The sequence below is a fragment of the Arthrobacter sp. 05N425 genome, from assembly GCF_056397125.1.
This window is the reverse complement of the sequence record NZ_JBFTMU010000002.1, coordinates 406171-423304: the sequence shown is the minus strand read 5'-3', so window position 1 is coordinate 423304 and position 17134 is coordinate 406171. Positions and strand designations below refer to the sequence as shown.

Below are 17134 nucleotides of genomic sequence, written 5' to 3'. Positions count from 1 at the left end.
TGACACGACTGTCATAAGGTTGTTCATGGGTTCACCAAATGCCTCCGGTGAATCTGATGCGAACGGAGAAATGGCCCCGGTTCCGCACAACGGACGACTCGTAACGTTGTGAGGAACCGGGGCCATTCCGGTTTAAGACTCAGGCGGGATACCGCTAGCTGCTGCGGTCCACCACGGCGTGCGCGAAGCTGGTCAGCGAATCCTTGACCACGCCCGCGGGCAGCGGCGCGAGGGCGGCAATGGCCTCGTCGGCCCAGGCCCGCGCCACAACCCAGGACTCGGCGGTGACGGGGTGTTCGCGCAGCCCGGCGACGGCGGCGGCGAGGGCCTCGTCGGAGCTGAGGTCGCCATCGATGAGCTGCAGCAGCTCCACGGCGGACTGGTCGCCGTCGGCCGCGGCCTTGCGCAGCAGCAGGACAGGCAGCGTCGGCACGCCCTCGCGCAGGTCGGTGCCCGGGGACTTGCCGGACTTGACCTTGACGCCGGTGACGTCGATGACGTCGTCGGCGAGCTGGAAGGCGACGCCGACCTTTTCGCCGTACTCCACCAGCAGCGCCTCGTAGGATTCATCCGCTCCCGAGAAGATCGCACCGAGCTGGCCGGAGGCCGCCACCAGCGAACCGGTCTTGTCCGCGATCACCGAGAGGTAGTGCGCCACCGGGTCCTCGTCCGGGCGCGGCCCCACGGTCTCGTGCAACTGGCCCAGGCAGAGCCGCTCGAAGGTGCGGGCCTGGATGCCGAGCGCCCGCGAACCGAGCTCGGAGACCAGGATGGAGGCCCGGGCGAAGATGAGGTCGCCGGTCAGCACGGCAACGGAGTTGCCCCAGACCTCGTGCGCGGTGGGGGCGCCGCGGCGGAACGGGGCGGAGTCCATCACGTCGTCGTGGTACAGGGTGGCCAGGTGCGTCAGTTCGACGACGACGGCGGCCTGCACCACGGCCGGCAGCGAGGCATCACCCAGGTGGGCGCAGAGCAGGGTCAGCAGCGGCCGGATGCGTTTGCCGCCGGCTTCCACGAGGTGGCGCGACGTTGCGTCAGCCAGCGGATCCGAGTTGGCGATGGCCTCGCGCAGTTTCTTCTCCACGCGCGCGAGGTTCGTGGTGATGGCCGGGCCGAGTTCCGGGTCCCCGGCGATGGCCGCAAAACCGGCCGGCAGCTGCAGTCCGGTGGCGATGGCGGTGGTGTTGAGGCTGGGTTCGGAGCCCGGCAGGCCGTGTCCGGCGTGCGTCCAGCTTTGGTCTGCAGAGTTGGTCACGGGTTAACCCTAACTTTTTGTTGCGGAATCCGCGGATTTGAGTCTGGAACGGGCCGGGTATTGGAGGTGGCCGGGACCAGGGCTTCCAGGACCCGGATCATCCGGTCCTCGATCCCCTTGGCCGAGGGGTCGGTCAGGTTGGCCAGCAGCCGGACGACGAACTTCATCAGCACCGGAAGGGGCATGCCCGTCCGGAGCGCCAGTTTCATCACGGCCGGCCTGCCGATCACGGCAGCAAAGGCCCGGCCCAGGGTGAAGTGCGAACCCCACTGATCCCTTACGAAGTCGGCGTAGCCGGCGAGGTGGGCGTCGGCGTCGGCCCCGTTCCAGGCCGCCGAGGCGGAGCGCGCCGCGGTGTCGATGATGAACTCGGCCGCGAAACGGGCCGATTCCATGGCGTAGGAGATGCCCTCGCCGTTGAACGGGGAGACCATGCCGCCGGCGTCGCCCAGCAGCAGCAGGCCCGGCGAATAGTGCGGGGTGCGGTTGAAGCCCATCGGCAGCGCGGCGCCGCGGATCTCGCCCACCTGGTTCTCCGGCGTGAAACCCCAGTCCGCGGGCATCGCGGCGGTCCACTCGCGCAGCACCTGCTTGTAGTCCAGCTTGCCGAATTCCTTGGACGAGTTCAGGATGCCCAGGCCCACGTTGGAGGTGCCGTCGCCGACGCCGAATACCCAGCCGTAGCCGGGCAGCAGCTTGCCGTCGCGGCCCGGAAGCTCCAGCCAGCCTTCCATCCAGTCGTCGTCGTGCCGCGGGCTCGTAAAGTAGGTGCGGACGGCCACACCCAGGGGGCGGTCATCGCGCTTGTGGATGCCGAGCGAGACGGCGGTGCGGGTCGAGTTCCCGTCCGCGGCGAGGACGACGTCCGCATTAAAGTCCCGCGTTTCGCCGGTCTTGCGGCCAGCGTCGTCAAGCAGCGCGGCGCGGACGCCGGTGACCCGGCCGTCCTCGGAGCGCAGCGCCTCGGTGACGCTGTGGCGTTCCAGCACGACGGCGCCGGCCGACTGCGCGTGCCGGGCCAGCTCCTCGTCGAAGCCGAGGCGGGTGCGGATCAGGCCGTACTGCGGGAAGTCGGAGACCTCGGGCCAGGGAAGTTCGATGGTGCGGCCGCCGGCAATGAGCCGCAGGCCCTTGTTCCGCCGCCAGCCCTCGCTTTCGGGGTGCGGCAGGCCAAGCTTCTGGATCTCCCGGACCGCGCGCGGGGTCAGCCCGTCGCCGCAGACCTTTTCCCGCGGAAAGCTTGTCTTCTCCAGCACCGTGACGTCGAGGCCGGCCTGGGCAAGGTAGAACGCGGCGGTGGATCCTGCCGGACCAGCGCCGACGATCAGTACTTTCACGGCAGCTGTCGGCTAACGTTCGGGCCGGGTGATGTTGCGGCGCAGCTTGGCCACGGGGCCGGTGTGGTTGGCAAGCGCGGAGGCGCCCGCAGCGGGTCCGGCAGCCGGGCCCGCGGGCTTCTGGGCGCGGTGGACGGCGACGATGCCGCCGCTGAGGTTGCGGTACGTGACGGACTCCCAGCCGGCTTCCTGCAACCAGGCGGCGAGGTGGTCTTGGTCCGGCCAGGCGCGGATGGATTCGGCAAGGTAGACGTAGGCGTCCGGGTTGGAGGAGACCTTGACGGCGATCGCGGGCAGCGCGCGCATCAGGTACTCGGTGTACATGGTGCGCCAGAGCGGCACCACCGGCTGGGAGAACTCGGCGATGACCAGGCGGCCGCCGGGCTTGGTGACCCGGAGCATCTCGGCAAGGGCCTTCTTGGGCTCGTTGACGTTGCGCAGGCCAAAGGAGATGGTGCTGGCGTCGAAGGTGTTGTCCGCGAACGGCAGGCGGGTGGCGTCACCGGCGATGAAATCGATGTCCGGGCGGCGGCGCTTGCCGACCTTGAGCATGCCGAGGGAGAAATCGCAGGCGATCACGTCGATGCCGGCGTCGGCGTACGGCTCGCTGGACGTGCCGGTTCCGGCGGCCAGGTCCAGCACGCGCTGGCCGGGCTTCACATCCATGGCTTCAACGACGACCCTGCGCCAACGGCGCGTCTGTCCCATGGACAGGACGTCATTGACGACGTCGTATTTGGGGGCGACGTCGTCAAACATCGTGGCTACTTCGTCCGGACGCTTATCCAAGGATGCTCGGTTCACCCCGTTATTGTCTCAAATCTTCGACGCACCCCCTAACCACGGGCCGGGCCGGGGCGCGGCGCGAGGCGGGAGTAGTGTTATCTCATCATGACGAGCGCGTTCCATACCAGAATTATCAGGACCCTGACAGTCCCCCTCGATGCCGATTCGTTCCCCGGGGGGCTGCCGTCGTTTCTGGTCCGTGACGACGTACTCTGCTGGACGCGACGCGAGGCCGGCCTGGTCGGCTTCGGCGAGGTGGCCCGGTTCAGCGCCACCGGCCCCGAGCGGTTCCTCGAGGCGGACATCTGGTGGCGGCACCTGGTCCTCGAGGCGGACATCACCGACGCCGTCGGCTGCCCCGGCACCGGCCCGGTCGCCTTCGGCTCCTTCGCCTTCTCCAAAGTTTCCGAACACGCCTCCCGGCTGATCGTCCCCGAAATCGTGGTGGGCCTGCGCGACGGGAAAGCCTGGCTCACCCAGCTCACGTTCGACGACGGCGAGCTCACCGAGGCGGGCGCCCGCGCCGCCCTGCGGCGCTGGCTCGACGTGGACGGCGCAGCGGCGCCGGGGCAGACGCCGTCGCGGGAAGCCAAGCTCAGCACCGGGTCCCTCACCGAGGCCGACTGGATGGCCGCCGTTGCCGAGGGCGTCGCCGAAATCCGCACCGGGGCGCTGGAGAAGCTGGTCCTGGCGAGGGACATTGTGGCCACCCTGCCCGACGGCGTGGACGCCGCCGAGATCCTGCGCCAGCTCGCGGTCCGGTACCGCGAATGCTGGACCTATGGCGTGGACGGGCTGGTGGGATCCACCCCCGAAATGCTGATCCAGGTCGAGGGCCGCACGGCTCAGGCGCGCGTCCTGGCCGGGACCCTGGACCGGCGCGACGCCGAGGGGATGGCCGGCTCGCCGATGGAGTTTGCCGAGCGCGTGCTGGCCGGGTCCGAGAAGCAGCGGCATGAGCACGACATTGCCATCCAGTCGCTCACCACGCAGCTGGCGCCCTTCTCCGAGGCCATGAATGCGCACAGCGAGCCGTTCATCCTGGAACTGCCGAACGTCTGGCATCTGGCCTCGGACGTGAAGGCCGAACTGACCGAGGTGGAAGGCCATGTGCCCACCTGCCTGGCCCTGATCAACGCCCTGCACCCCACGGCCGCGGTCTGCGGCACCCCCACCACCGTGGCCGGAGCCCTCATCCGCAAACTTGAGCACCTGGACCGCGGCCCGTACGCCGGCCCAGTCGGCTGGCTCGACGCCGCCGGCAACGGCGAGTGGGGCATCGCGCTGCGCGGCGCGGTCATCGAGGGGCCGGACACCGTCCGGCTCTATGCCGGCTGCGGCGTCGTCGAGGGCTCCGTCCCCGAGGCCGAACTGGCAGAGACGTGGGCCAAGTTCCGGCCGATGCTGGAATCCCTCGGCATCAGCAGCTAGCCATCAGCAGCTGGCCCTGGGCCCCGACGGGCCGCTTGGCCCGCTTGGGCCGCCTCGGCGGGGCCGCCCCGGCCCGCGCGCCCCGGCCCGCGCGGGAATCCGTAATCACAGACAACCGCCGGGTGCGGCCCCTTGATATTTGGCGGCAATTAGTTATCCAATAGTGAAACTAAGTTTCCTGTGATGCACATCTCTTATTCGGCGATAGACTACAAGTCGTTTTGGACTCGCATGCCCCTGCAACAAAAGGTAAAGAAATGCTGATCTCCCGTTCCTTCCTGGCCGGCTCCGCGGCCAAGGCGGCTGCCCTCGTGGCCGTCGGCGCCCTTGCCCTGACCGGCTGCAGCTCTTCCGGCGGCTCGACGACCACCGATTCCGGCGTCAAGCTGATTGAATCCGGCAAGCTCACGGTCTGCTCGGACATCCCCTACGAGCCGTTCGAGTTCGTCAAGGACGGCAAGAACGTCGGCTTCGACATGGATCTGGCATCCGAGATCGCCAAGGATCTCAAGGTCGAGCCGAACGTCCTGACCGTGGCCTTCGAGGGCATCCAGTCGGGCCAGGCCTTGAACACCAACCAGTGCGACGTCGCCATCTCGGGCATCTCCATCACCGATGCTCGCAAGACCGTCATGGACTTCTCCACCCCGTACCTCGACGACGACCTCTCGCTGCTCGTGACGAAGGCGTCCGGGCTCAAGACCCTGGCCGACCTCAAGGGTAAGAAAGTCGGCGTCCAGCAGGGCACCACCGGCGAAGAATACGCCAAGTCCAAGGGTCTGGAGACGATCCAGTACGAGAACACCGGCCTGCTGATCCAGGCGATCAAGACCGGCGGCGTGGACGCTGCCATCAACAACCAGTCCGTTCTGGGCTTCGCCGCCAAGGGCGACAACAGCCTGGTCTTCGCAGAGACCTACAAGACCGGCGAGAAGCTGGGCGTCGCGATCAAGAAGGACAACAAGGCCATGACCGAGTCCGTGGACAAGACGCTCAAGCGCCTTGCCGACGACGGCACCATGACCAAGCTCAAGACCACCTGGTTCGGCGAAGCCGCCAAGTAACCCACCCGCCCGGACCGACCACAGCAGGGCGGTTCCGGATCAGTCGTTGGCTCCGGCCGACTCCTGGCCCGGAACCGCCCCGCAACATGTAAAAGGCAATCACATGGCAATGACTGTTCGCCAACGGGCCCGCGTCAGCCGGTCCGTTCAGTACGGACTGCTGGCACTCGCCGTCGTCCTGTTCATCCTCTTCGCCGACTGGGCCTCCATCGGCAAGGCGTTCTTCAACTGGGATTCCGCGGTCAAGCAGTTCCCGGAGATCATCACCCTGGCGCTGAAGAACACGCTGATCTACACCGCCTTGAGCTTTGTGGTGGGTCTCTCCGGCGGCCTGCTGCTGGCGCTGATGAAGCTCTCCTCGGTGGCCGTTTGGCGCTGGATCGCCACGCTGTACATCGAGTTCTTCCGCGGCGTCCCGGCCCTGCTGGTCTTCATTGCCTTCGGCTTCGGCATTCCGACGGCGTTCGGCGTCCGCTTCGACATCTACGTCACCGTGATGCTCGCACTGGGCATGGTCGCCGCGGCGTACATCGCCGAAACCCTGCGGGCCGGGCTGCAGGCCGTGCCGAAGGGGCAGCTCGAGGCCGCCCGCTCGCTGGGCATGCCCCACTGGCGCGCCATGGTTTCGATTGTCATCCCGCAGGCGTTCAAGATCGTCCTGCCGCCGCTGACCAACGAGGTCATCCTGCTCACCAAGGACTCCTCCCTGGTCTACCTCCTGGGCCTGGCAGCGTCGCAGTACGAACTCACCAAGTTCGGCCGCGACGGCATCACGCAGCCCAACGCCGGCCTGACCCCGCTGGTGATCGCCGGCGCCTGCTACCTGATCATCACCGTTCCGCTCGGAATTCTGGCCCGCCGCTTTGAATCCCGCACCGCCAAGACGAAGGGCTAGGACCATGACTGAATCAACGTCATCGGCTGCCGCGAAGCAGATCCAGGCCGCCGGGGTCTCCATCAAGGACCTCCGCAAGTCGTACGGCGCCAACGAGGTCCTGAAGGGCATCGACCTCGAGGTCGCTCCCGGCGAAGTCGTGTGCCTGATCGGGCCTTCGGGCTCCGGCAAGTCCACCCTGCTGCGCTGTGTCAACCTGCTGGAGAAGCCCAACGTGGGCACCATCCACGTCGGCGGATTCGAGTCGACCGACCCGGACGTGGACATCGACAAGATGCGCCGCAAGGTCGGCATGGTGTTCCAGCAGTTCAACCTCTTCCCGCACCTGAGCGCGCTGCAGAACTGCACGATCGCGCAGACCAAGGTGCTCAAGCGCAGCCAGGCCGACGCCTCCGACGTGGCCCGGAAGAACCTGGCCCGCGTGGGCCTGGACCACCTCGCGGACAGGTTCCCGGACCAGCTTTCCGGCGGCCAGCAGCAGCGGGTGGCCATTGCACGGGCGCTGAGCATGGACCCCGAACTGATGCTGTTCGACGAGCCCACCTCGGCCCTGGACCCGGAGACCGTGGGCGATGTGCTCGCCGTCATGCGGAACCTGGCCAAGGAAGGCATGACCATGCTGGTGGTGACCCACGAGATGGGCTTCGCCCGCGAAGTCGCCGACCGGGTGGTCTTCATGGACGGCGGCGTTGTGGTGGAGGAAGGCGCAGCCGAGCAGGTCGTCAGTGCCCCCACCCAGCCGCGCACCAAGGAATTCCTCCGGCGCGTGCTCGACCCGACGCACATCGACATCGCGGAGTAAAGCGGCGGAATCCGCTGGGCGACGCGCAAAAGCCCCTGCGCTACCGGAATTCGGTAGCGCAGGGGCTTTTGCGCGTCGTGGAATGGTTTGCGCATCACCTTCAGCATGCGGAGCGCGCACGACGGCGGGGCACGCCGGCGGCTGCCAGCTTTCGTTCCAGCCGGGCTGGCTCCATCAGGTCCGACCAGACCCACCGGACCACGCCGTTTCCCTGTGCCCGGATCCGGTTCTCCCTGTCTTTCTCGGCGACGACGGCCTGCGACGGGGTCCGGCCCAACAGAAACTCGGGCTTGACGTACTTCTCGACGCCGTCGAACTCGCCGGCAACCCGGACTCCGCCCCAGAAGTAGTCCGCGTAGCCCACGAGGCCCGCACCATCGCGAATCGCATACTGGAGTTCCGGCGCCTGGAACCCGGCTATCCGCATGAGCGCCCGGCTATATGATTCGCCTGCGGATCCGGATCTCGGATCCGCAAAATCCAGTGCCGTCAGGATCCGCCGCCGTGCCGCGGCCGAGTAATTTCCCTCGATTCCGGCCGAAAGCTGCTCCTTCGTCAAGGCTGGCAGGCGCTGCTCGACCTCAGGCCTAAGCACGTGGTCAAGCGGCACCACTGCCTCGGCAAACGGTGTAAAGGCGGCAATGTCCAGCACTGTGCGCACCCTTCCGGTCACCAATAGCCCGTCCCGTTCGACGTACTCCAATCCGGCCGGCGGCGCATAGTGCCGCAGCACGCCGGCCCGGGAGCGGCCGCCGTCGTTCTGCAGGGTTAAGGCGTGAACGGGGTGCCGGAGTCCAATAGTCGGAATCCTCCATACTGAAGCGGCGGAATGCCGGGCAAAGATCGTCGGCGCAATAAACGTCTCCGCGGCCGCACTGACCCGGACCCGGTATTGGTCCCAGGGACTCAACGCCCGCCAGGCACCCCCATCAACGTAGACGCCCTGGCGCACCCGGACCAACGCACCCGACCGGCAGCGGCTAGCCAACTCCTTGGGAGCCATTCCCCGCTGGATGTGATCGCGGGTGAGGATCAGCCTGGGCAATTCATTCATGGATCGACGGTCCCAGTCCTGCGGCGGCCGCACCATCCCGCGGCGCCAGCATGTGGACAACACGACGCGCTTCTCGTTCCGCGCTGCGCAAAGCAACTGGCGCTGCTGGTATTCGGGCCTCGCAAGGTATTTCGCGCGTCGCCATGCTCGGTGCGCGTCGCCAGGCTCGGGGCGCCGCGCCGGGCCGACGGCGAGTCGTAGCGAAAACCGGGTGCTACCGGCCCAGGACCCCGGCCACGGCGGCGGAGACGGCAGTGCGGATGCGCCCGTGCAGCTCGCGGAGGCCGTGGCGGTCCGTCCGCACTTCGATGATGCTGCGGCCCACCACGGGCTCCCCGAGTGCCGCCGCAAGGTCCGCCGTCGTACTGACCGCGCGGTGCGCGACCCCGTACGCGGCGGCGAGGGCGGCAAGGTCAACCGTGTGCGGGGTGCCAAAAAGGCGCTCGACGGCGGTGCCGTAGCGCCCGGTCCGTTCGACGGCGCCGTGCTCCAGGAGCCCGAAGATGGCCCCGCCGGCGTCGTTCAGGACCACGATCCGCAGCGCCGGCACGGTCTCCCCCGCGCCCAGCAGCAGCCCGCCGGCGTCGTGCAGGAAGGTCACATCGCCCAGCAGCACGGTGGTTTCCTGCCGGCCGCCGACGGCGATGCCGGTGGCTGTGGCGAGGGTGCCGTCAATCCCGGCCAGGCCCCGGTTGGCGAACACCGTGGCCTGGGGCTCCTGGGGCGGGGCGCCTGCGAGGTCGACGTCGCGGATCCCGTTGGAGGAGCCCAGCACGAGCTGCCCGCGGACGTGTTCCCAGACCAGGGCGCCGACCGCCGGGCCGGTGGCGGCGGGACCGGTGAGCACCAGGTCCAGGGTGTGCTGGGCGGCGGCGCCGGCCAGCAGCCAGGCATCGAGCCAGGACGCCGGGCCCCGGCCGGCGAAGTCGGCCAGGTCGGCGAGGGTCTCCAGCGGCAGTTCGGTGCGGCGGCCGGGCTCGTACCAGGCCACCGGAACGGGCTGGTAGAGGGCGGACGGGACGTCGGCGCGGGCGAGCAGGGCCGACACCGGCCGGGACAGCGTGGGGCGCCCGAACAGTACAACCCGTTCGATCGGCTGGGCGGACTCCGGGCCGAAGTGCTCCAGCAGCAGCCGGTAGGGGCCCACCGCGTTCGGACCAAACCTGGCGTTGGAGGAGGGCTCGGCGAGCAGCGGCAGGCCATGGGCGCGGGCGAACGCCTCGGCGACCGGGCCGGCGTCGTGCCCGGCCAGGACCACGGTGCGCCGCTCGGGCAGCGCCGCGGACGCGGCCGGGAAATCCAGGGCGAGCGGATGCCGCGCGGCCTGGTGGATCCTGCGGCCGGACGCTTCCCCCAGGCCGTCGCCGGCGGCCGGGACCAGCGGGTCACGGAACGCCAGGTTCAGCTGCACCGGCCCGGGCGGGATGTCCTCGAAGGCTCCGGTGGCGGCGCTCAGCGCGGTCTCGACGGCGCGGAGCGGATTGTCGCCCGCGGGCACGTCGGCGGCGAAGCGCACATGCTCGCCGAAGAGGTCCGGCTGGACGGTGGTCTGGTTGGCCCCGGTGCCGCGGAGTTCCTCGGGCCGGTCGGCGGAAAGGACCACCAGGGGCACGGCGGCGTGGTTGGCCTCCATCACGGCCGGCAGCAGGTTCCCGACCGCCGTGCCGGAGGTGGTCAGCACGGCCGCGGGGGCGCCGGTGGACAGGGCCAGGCCCAACGCGGTGAAGCCTGCGTCGCGTTCGTCGATCCGGACCAGCAGCTCCACCCGGCCGGCGGCATCGGCCTCTGCCAGGGCATAGGCCATCGGCGCCGACCGGGACCCCGGGGCCACCACGACGTAGCGCACCCCCGAGCCGATCAGGGCCGCGACGGCCACCCGTGCGGCCTCGACCGCCCCCAGCCCGCCGCCCGCAGGCACGGCCGGTTCCCCGGCCGGGCTCACATGTTCTCCGGCGTCTCGATGCCCAGCAGCTCCAGGCCGCTGGAGAGCCGCCGCAGGACCAGTCCGCACAGGGCCAGCCGCGATTCCCGGACCGTTTCGTCGGCCTTGAGCACGGGGCATTGGTCGTAGAAAGAGGTGAAAAGCTGCGCGAGCTCGAAGAGGTAGGCGCACAGCCGGTGCGGTTCGAGCAGTTCGCCGACTTTCTGCAGCGTCGCGTCGTATTCGAGCAGGTGCAGGGCCAGGGCGCGTTCGGCGGGTTCGACGACGGCGATCGCCGCCGCGGGCGCTGCGGACGCGGCGGCGGCGCCGTCGAGGTGCTGGTCCAGGGCCCCGGCCTTGCGCAGGATCGAGCGGATCCGGGCGGCCGCGTACTGGACGTACGGGCCGGTGTTTCCGGTCAGCGCGAGCATCCGGTCGAAGTCAAAAACGTACTCGGTGTCGTGCCCGGTGGAGAGGTCGGCGTACTTGACGGCGCCGATGCCCACCTGCCGCGCCGTGACCGCCCGTTCGGCGTCGCTGAGCTCGGGCCGGCTGGCGTCGATGACGGCGCGGGCCCGGTCCACGGCCTCCTGCAGCAGCGCCATCAGCTTGACCGGGTTGCCGGCGCGGGACTTGAGGATTTTGCCGTCCTCGCCGAGCACGTTGCCGATCTGGACGTGGGTGGCTTCGACCGTGTCCGGCAGCCAGCCGGCGTCGCGCGCGGTGGCCATAACCATCCGCAGGTGGACGTTCTGCGGCGCGCCCACGACGTACAGCACCCGGTCCGCCTCCAGTTCGCGGACCCGGTACCGGATCGTGGCGAGGTCGGTGGTGCCATAGCCGTAGCCGCCGTCGGACTTGCGGATGATGAGCGGCAGCGGATCGCCGTCCCGCCCGGTGAAGCCGGCCGGGAAGGTGCAGAGCGCGCCCTCGCTGATCCGGGCGATGCCGCGCTCCTCGAGTTCCTGGCACAGCTGTGCCAGGTGCGCGTCGTAGGAGCTTTCGCCGGCAATGTGGTCGTCGGTGAGGCTGATGCCGAGCATCGCGTAGATCGCGTTGAAGTAGCGCTTCGACTGGGCCACGAGCCGTTGCCAGACCGCGAACGTCTCAGGGTCCCCGCCTTGCAGTGCCACCACGCGGAGCCGGGCGCGGGTGGCGAAGCCGTCCGGGTCCGTGGCGGAGGCGTCGAACTTCGCCCGCGCGGCCTGGTAGAAGGCGCTCGGGTCATCGACCAGCAGGGCGGCCTCGGGCGAGTCCTCGCCCACCTCGAGCCAGTGCTCGATCAGCATGCCGAAGGGGGTGCCCCAGTCGCCGATATGGTTCTGCCGGATCACGGTGTGCCCCAGCGCCTCGAGCACGCGCACGATGCTGTCCCCCACCACGGTGGTGCGCAGGTGCCCGACGTGCATTTCCTTGGCCACGTTCGGGGAGGAATAGTCGACGACGACGCGGTGCAGTGGCGCGGGCTGCGCACCCCCGCCGGTGGGGGCCGGAGCGTTGAGCAGCTCCTCGATCCAGGTGCCGTCGAAGGTGAGGTTGATGAAGCCTGGCCCGGAGATCTCCACCAGGCTGCAGACGCCGTCGAGGTCCAGGGCCTCCACGATCCTCGCCGCGGCGTCGCGGGGCGGCAGGCCGACTTTCTTGGCAAGGGCCATGGCGGCGTTGATCTGGATGTCCGCGAACTGCGAGGGCCGGATCACCGGGTCCGTCTGGCGGAACTCCTCGCCGAACGCGTGGGCAATAGCTGCCTGGACTCTGGGGACAACCATTTCGGCCGGATTATTCACACTGTTCAAATTATCAGTTCCCGCCATGCCCGGACGCTCCCGCAGAAGCAACGCGGGGTCACTTCGCGCCCATCAGGCCCCCCGGAATGGGCGCGAAGTGACCCCGCGTTACTTTGAGGGGCTAGTCGTCGGCCCGGAAGACCTGGACGACTGAGGGACGCGGGATCCGGGCCTGGCCGGGCTTCGGCGTCGCACCGGCGGCGACGTAGTCCGGGAAGCGGGAGTTCTGCGCCTCAAAGCTGCCGTCCTCGCCCGGGTGCTGCACGGCGACGAAGACGTGCCGTTCCTCATCGTGGATGATGGGTCCGCAGGTCTCGGCGTCGCGCGGCACGGCAAGGAACTGCTCCACGCGGCCGCGCTCCGCACCGGCCAGGGTGACCTTGAAGAGACCGTCGGCGTAGCCGGTGGTCGAGGGCGCGCCGTCGGTGGAAATCCACAGGTTGCCGACCGAGTCGAAGGCCAGGTTGTCCGGGCAGGAGATCGGCGAGACCTGGCTGGCCGGGAAGCCGGCGAAGTACGCGGACGTGTTCTTGGCCGGATCGCCGCAGACCATCAGCAGGTTCCAGTTGAACTTCGTGGACGTCTGGTCGCCGGTCTCGGTGATTTCCACGATGTGGCCGTCACGGTTCAAGGTGCGCGGGTTGACCTCGGTGGCGCCCTCCTTGCCGGTCTTGCCGCGGTCCGTGTTGTTGGTGCACGCGACGTAGACCTTGCCGGTATGCAGGCTCGGCTGGACGTCCTCGCAGCGGTCCATCTTGGTGGGGCCGACCTTGTCCGCGGCGAGGCGGGTGTAGACCAGGACTTCCTCGACCGACATCCCGGACACCGTGGACTTGCCGCCCACCACCAGCGGGAGCCATTCCCCGGCACCGTCGAAGGCGCCGTCCGCGGGCAGCTTGCCGGAGCCGTCGATCTCGGCCGCCGGGGAGTCGCCGCTGAATTTGGCGACGAAGAGGTCGCCCTCGGAGAGCAGGGCCATGTTGTGCCGGCGGTCGGCCGCGGTCGTCCCGGGACGGTACTTGTCCCTGGAGACGAACTTGTAGAGGTAGTCGAAGCGCTCGTCGTCGCCCATGTAGGCGACGACGTGCCCGGAGGCGGCCACGATCACGTTGGCGCCTTCGTGCTTGAAGCGGCCCATCGCGGAGTGCTTCTTCGGCGTCGACGTCGGGTCCTGCGGGTCCACCTCCACGATCCAGCCGAAGCGGTTGCTTTCGTTGGCGTAGCCGGGGTTGCGGGTATCAAAGCGGGGGTCATCGAGCTCCCACTGGCGGGCCGTGGGCTTGCTGGTCAGGCCGTAGCGCTTGTCCGCGGCGGACGTTCCGGCGGAGACGAAGTAGCCGTTGAAGTTCTCCTCGCCGGAGAGGATGGTGCCCCACGGAGTGGTGCCGCCGGAGCAGTTGCCCAGGGTGCCCTTGATGGTCCGCCCGCCCGGGTCGGCAACGGTGGTGACGAGCGCGGTGCCGGCAGCGGGGCCGGTGAGTTCGTAGCTGGTGTCACTCAGGAAACGGCGGTTCAGCGGGGCGCCCTGGACGTAGCGCCACGGCTGGTTCTTGTTCTTGCGCTCCAGTTCGACGACGGTGAGGCCGTGGGCGGCGCGCCCGATGGCCCGGGTCTCGGCGGCGTCGAAGCCGGCCGGGAGCATGATGCTCTCGTTGGTGTACTCGTGGTTGGTGAAAAGCACGGCACGGCGGCCCTTGGCGTCGAGCGGCAGGATGTCCGTGTAGTCGTTGTTGTAGCCGAACTGGCGGACCTGCGCGGCGGCGCTCTGGCGGTCCACGTCGAAGGCGGGCGAGTCGTTAAAGAGCGGGTCGCCCCAGCGGATGATCGGCTGCCAGCTGAAGCCTGCCGGCACCGTGAACGCGTCGACGGCGGCGTCCACCGGGGCAATGGCGGTGAACTGCAGCTTGGACTTGCCGAAGCCGGACTTGGCGGCCGCGGCCAGGCCGGGGCCACCGGCGGCGGCCGGTTCCGCAGAGGTCACGGCGTTGCCGAAGACGACGGCGAGCGCGCCGGCGGCGCCGAAGCCGAGGGCGGCGCGGCGGGACATCGTGGCGGAGGCAATGTCGCGGAAGTAGCCGTTCGAGCTGCTGTTGCAGACCTCGCCGGAGCAGGCGTTGTCGCACTTGAGTGCACAGGTCACGGGGCTGCGCTTGCCCTTGGTGTGGCCCAGCATGGGCAGCAGGGAGAACTTGCGTCCGGAGGAGACAGACATGGGTGGGACCTTCCAGGGCAGAGGGATGCGTCCCCCCACCCTGCCAGCGCCGGACAACGCGGAGCAGTCCCCAAGGTGAAAATCGGGTGAACGCTCTCGGTTCCCGCGAAGCCCGCCGGTTGCGTCGTAAACGCCCTTTTCGGCGCCGATAAGGGCCGTTACGGAGCAGTCGTTGCTGCCAGGAGGGCGTAGACGCGCCGGAGCCGGTCCAGCCACCAGTCCCTCCGCTCCGGCGCTGCGGCGTATTCCGACAGCAGGCCCGGGTCGACGGCGACGTCGCGGAGGCGGATGGCGCCGTCGTCGGGGACCAGGGAGTCACGGGTGACATCGGCGGCGAGCAGCGACACGGTCCCCAGCCCGCAGGCGTAGGGCAGTTCAGGCAGGGCGGCGGCGAGCGCCAGCCCGGCGCGGATCCCCACGGAGGTGTCCAGGGCGGAGCTGACGACGGCGGGCAGGCCGGCCCGTGCCACGATGTCGAGGGCACGCCGCACTCCCCCCAGGGGTGCCACCTTCACCACAACCAGGTCCGCGGCGCCGGCGCGGGCCACCTTGAGCGGGTCTTCCTCCTTGCGCACGCTCTCGTCCGCGGCGATCAGCACCGGAACGCCGGCGGCCCTGAGCCGGCGGCGCACCTCCGCGAGGCCGGCGATGTCCGGCACCGGCTGCTCGGCATATTCCAGTCCGACGGCGGCCAGCCGGGTCAGTGCCTCGACGGCCGCGGGGACGTCCCAGCCCCCGTTCGCGTCGACCCGGATCGCGGCGTCCGGCAGCGCGGCGCGGACGGCGGCCACCCGGGCGGCGTCTTCGTCGAGCGTCTGGCCGGTCTCGGCGACCTTGACCTTGACGGCGTCCACCCGGCCGAAGCGGGCCAGGATGTCCGGCACCCGGTCGGCAGCGACCGCGGGAACGGTGGCGTTGACCGGGATGCTGTCCCGCAGGGGTTCCGGGAAGCCCTGCCAGCCGGCCTCGACGGCGGCGTAAAGCCAGCGGGAGGCCTCGGCGTCGCCGTACTCGGGGAACGGGCAGAACTCCCCCCAGCCGAGCGGGCCCGGGAGCAGCAGGGCCTCGCGCTCCATGATGCCCCGGAATTTCACCCGCATCGGCAGGGTCACCACCCGGGCCAGGTCCAGGAGCTCCTCCACGCCGCCGGGATTCAGGCCGGAAGGGGTGGGGCGGTCGGCAGTGATGGGCATGGCTGTACTCTACCCGCGGCTCCAGCTGCCGCCCTCGCGCCGGACGGTTCCGGGCTGCTCGAGGTCCCAGACATCGGCAGCCGCCCCGTGCGGCAGTTCCAGGCGCCATTCCTCACCCGGCGCCGGGTAGGCGCGCACCGTCGCCGGAACCGAGCCGTGACGGTAGACCTCTACGATCGATCCGTCCACGAAGATCCGCAGTTCGTCCCCGCCGGCCACGGTGTCCGCGAAGACTGCCCGGACCTGCTCGGTCGAGGCCAGGACCAGCCGGATCCGGCCCTCCCCGCCGGTGACCGCGGTTTCCGTCTGGCCGGGCAGTCGCAGGGTTCCCGCGGCACCCTTGGCGCGCTGGCGGCCCCGGTAGCCGCGCAGCTCCGGTGCCGGTTCGACGGCGAGTGCGTCYCCGTGCACCGCCAGTTGCCGGGGGAAGGTCAGCAGGCCGGCCCAGCCCGCGGCGTCCGCGGCCGGCTGGCCGCGGCCCGTGCGGCCGTCCGGGCCCGACACCTCGTCGGACCAGCCCCACAGCAGGGCACGGTCCGGCAGGGCCAGAATCTGCGGGGCGTAGAAGTCCGGCCCCAGGTCCGCCTTGCCGCCCCGCGCCGGGGTGAAGACCGGCAATCCGCTGGCGGTGTCCTCGGCGAGCGATCCCAGCAGGTAGCCCACGCCGCCGGCATGGTGGCGTTCGTCCGGGGCGGGCCGGAGCGAAGCCATCAGGAGCCAGGTCTCGGCTCCGGAGGAGTCCGGCACGCGGACCAGCTGCGGGCACTCCCAGATTTCGGCCGGCAGGTGCTTGGCGGCCAGGGTGTCCTCGGTGGTGAACCAGATGCCCTCATACCGCCAGTCGTGCAGCTCGTCGGGGCGGTAGAGCAGCACGGCCGCGTGCCCCGAGGCCAGGCCCGCCCCCCGCAGGGCAAAGCGCCGGCCCTGGAAGGTGAAGAAGGACGGACCGCGCACCGCGGTGACGTGGGGATCCGGCGGCACCCGCGCCGCGTTCTGCCCGTCCTGCCGCCAGTCGTCCGTTCCCGGGAGCCGGGGCCGGAGCGCGACCGGGTGTTCCTCCCAGCGGAGCAGGTCCGGGGAACTCAGGTGCCCCCAGCAGACCAGGCGGGGCAGCGCCGAGTCCGGGTTGAACTGGAAGAACACGTGGTACCGGCCGTCGAGGAAACACAGGCCGGCGGGACCGCCGACCCAGCCCTGCGCCGGCCGCGGATGGAAGCGGGGAAAAGCAGCGTCCGGGTGGCGTGCCGCAACCACCGCGGCGGTGGGTCCGCGGCGCTCCTGGTTGTTCATGGCATGACTCTCGTACCGTTCGCGGCGCCGGTCAATCCTCCCCGACACCGCCAGCTTCCCCTCAGAAGCCTCGCAGCGTTCTGTGGGAACCTGTAGGGGTGAGTTTT

Annotated in this window: 13 protein-coding genes; 4 read left to right on the top strand and 9 right to left on the bottom strand. The window is 69.6% G+C overall.

Going from position 1 to position 17134, the window contains the following annotated elements; genetic code table 11:
* Positions 1-154: 154 nt before the first annotated feature.
* The 3 genes from AC1DGE_RS05245 to AC1DGE_RS05235 are packed head-to-tail and all read right to left on the bottom strand — an operon-like array spanning position 155 to position 3396.
* Complete coding sequence (locus AC1DGE_RS05245) at positions 155-1255, bottom strand: polyprenyl synthetase family protein (RefSeq protein WP_441416909.1); 1101 nt, start codon at positions 1253-1255, stop codon at positions 155-157.
* Positions 1252-2592: a geranylgeranyl reductase family protein gene (locus AC1DGE_RS05240; protein WP_476908412.1), complete on the bottom strand. Its 1341-nt coding sequence runs from the start codon at positions 2590-2592 to the stop codon at positions 1252-1254. The genes AC1DGE_RS05245 and AC1DGE_RS05240 overlap by 4 nt, the downstream gene beginning before the upstream one ends.
* 12 nt (positions 2593-2604) lie before the next feature.
* The gene (locus tag AC1DGE_RS05235) at positions 2605-3396 is read right to left on the bottom strand and encodes a demethylmenaquinone methyltransferase (protein WP_476908411.1); all 792 of its coding nucleotides are present in this window, start codon (positions 3394-3396) and stop codon (positions 2605-2607) included.
* Between the two features lie 87 nt (positions 3397-3483).
* On the opposite strand from AC1DGE_RS05235, the gene AC1DGE_RS05230 reads away from it, so the two are divergent.
* The 4 genes from AC1DGE_RS05230 (at position 3484) to AC1DGE_RS05215 (ending at position 7570) form a co-directional block, all read left to right on the top strand.
* Positions 3484-4809, top strand: coding sequence for an isochorismate synthase (locus AC1DGE_RS05230; RefSeq protein WP_441416906.1), 1326 nt, complete (start codon positions 3484-3486; stop codon positions 4807-4809).
* Between the two features lie 257 nt (positions 4810-5066).
* A complete protein-coding gene (locus AC1DGE_RS05225; protein ID WP_441416905.1) occupies positions 5067-5873 on the top strand; it encodes an ABC transporter substrate-binding protein in 807 nt (268 codons plus the stop codon).
* A gap of 103 nt (positions 5874-5976) precedes the next feature.
* Complete coding sequence (locus AC1DGE_RS05220; protein ID WP_056737689.1) at positions 5977-6768, top strand: amino acid ABC transporter permease; 792 nt, start codon at positions 5977-5979, stop codon at positions 6766-6768.
* Between the two features lie 4 nt (positions 6769-6772).
* Positions 6773-7570 carry an amino acid ABC transporter ATP-binding protein gene (locus tag AC1DGE_RS05215; protein ID WP_175321393.1) on the top strand — a complete coding sequence of 266 codons (798 nt, stop codon included), beginning with the start codon at positions 6773-6775 and terminating at the stop codon, positions 7568-7570.
* 100 nt (positions 7571-7670) lie between these two features.
* On the opposite strand, the gene AC1DGE_RS05210 is transcribed toward AC1DGE_RS05215, so the two are convergent.
* From AC1DGE_RS05210 to AC1DGE_RS05185, 6 genes are all read right to left on the bottom strand, one after another.
* Complete coding sequence (locus tag AC1DGE_RS05210; RefSeq protein ID WP_476908833.1) at positions 7671-8624, bottom strand: hypothetical protein; 954 nt, start codon at positions 8622-8624, stop codon at positions 7671-7673.
* 214 nt (positions 8625-8838) lie between these two features.
* Positions 8839-10542, bottom strand: a complete 1704-nt coding sequence (menD, locus tag AC1DGE_RS05205; RefSeq protein ID WP_476892044.1) for a 2-succinyl-5-enolpyruvyl-6-hydroxy-3-cyclohexene-1-carboxylic-acid synthase — start codon at positions 10540-10542, stop codon at positions 8839-8841.
* A 20-nt stretch (positions 10543-10562) separates the two neighbouring features.
* Positions 10563-12314 carry an arginine--tRNA ligase gene (gene argS / locus AC1DGE_RS05200; protein WP_476892043.1) on the bottom strand — a complete coding sequence of 584 codons (1752 nt, stop codon included), beginning with the start codon at positions 12312-12314 and terminating at the stop codon, positions 10563-10565.
* Between the two features lie 139 nt (positions 12315-12453).
* Positions 12454-14544, bottom strand: coding sequence for a PhoX family protein (locus AC1DGE_RS05195; RefSeq protein ID WP_476892042.1), 2091 nt, complete (start codon positions 14542-14544; stop codon positions 12454-12456).
* A 158-nt stretch (positions 14545-14702) separates the two neighbouring features.
* The gene (locus AC1DGE_RS05190; RefSeq protein ID WP_476892041.1) at positions 14703-15737 is read right to left on the bottom strand and encodes an o-succinylbenzoate synthase; all 1035 of its coding nucleotides are present in this window, start codon (positions 15735-15737) and stop codon (positions 14703-14705) included.
* Between the two features lie 9 nt (positions 15738-15746).
* Positions 15747-17027: a glycoside hydrolase family 32 protein gene (locus tag AC1DGE_RS05185; RefSeq protein ID WP_476892040.1), complete on the bottom strand. Its 1281-nt coding sequence runs from the start codon at positions 17025-17027 to the stop codon at positions 15747-15749.
* Positions 17028-17134: the final 107 nt, after the last annotated feature.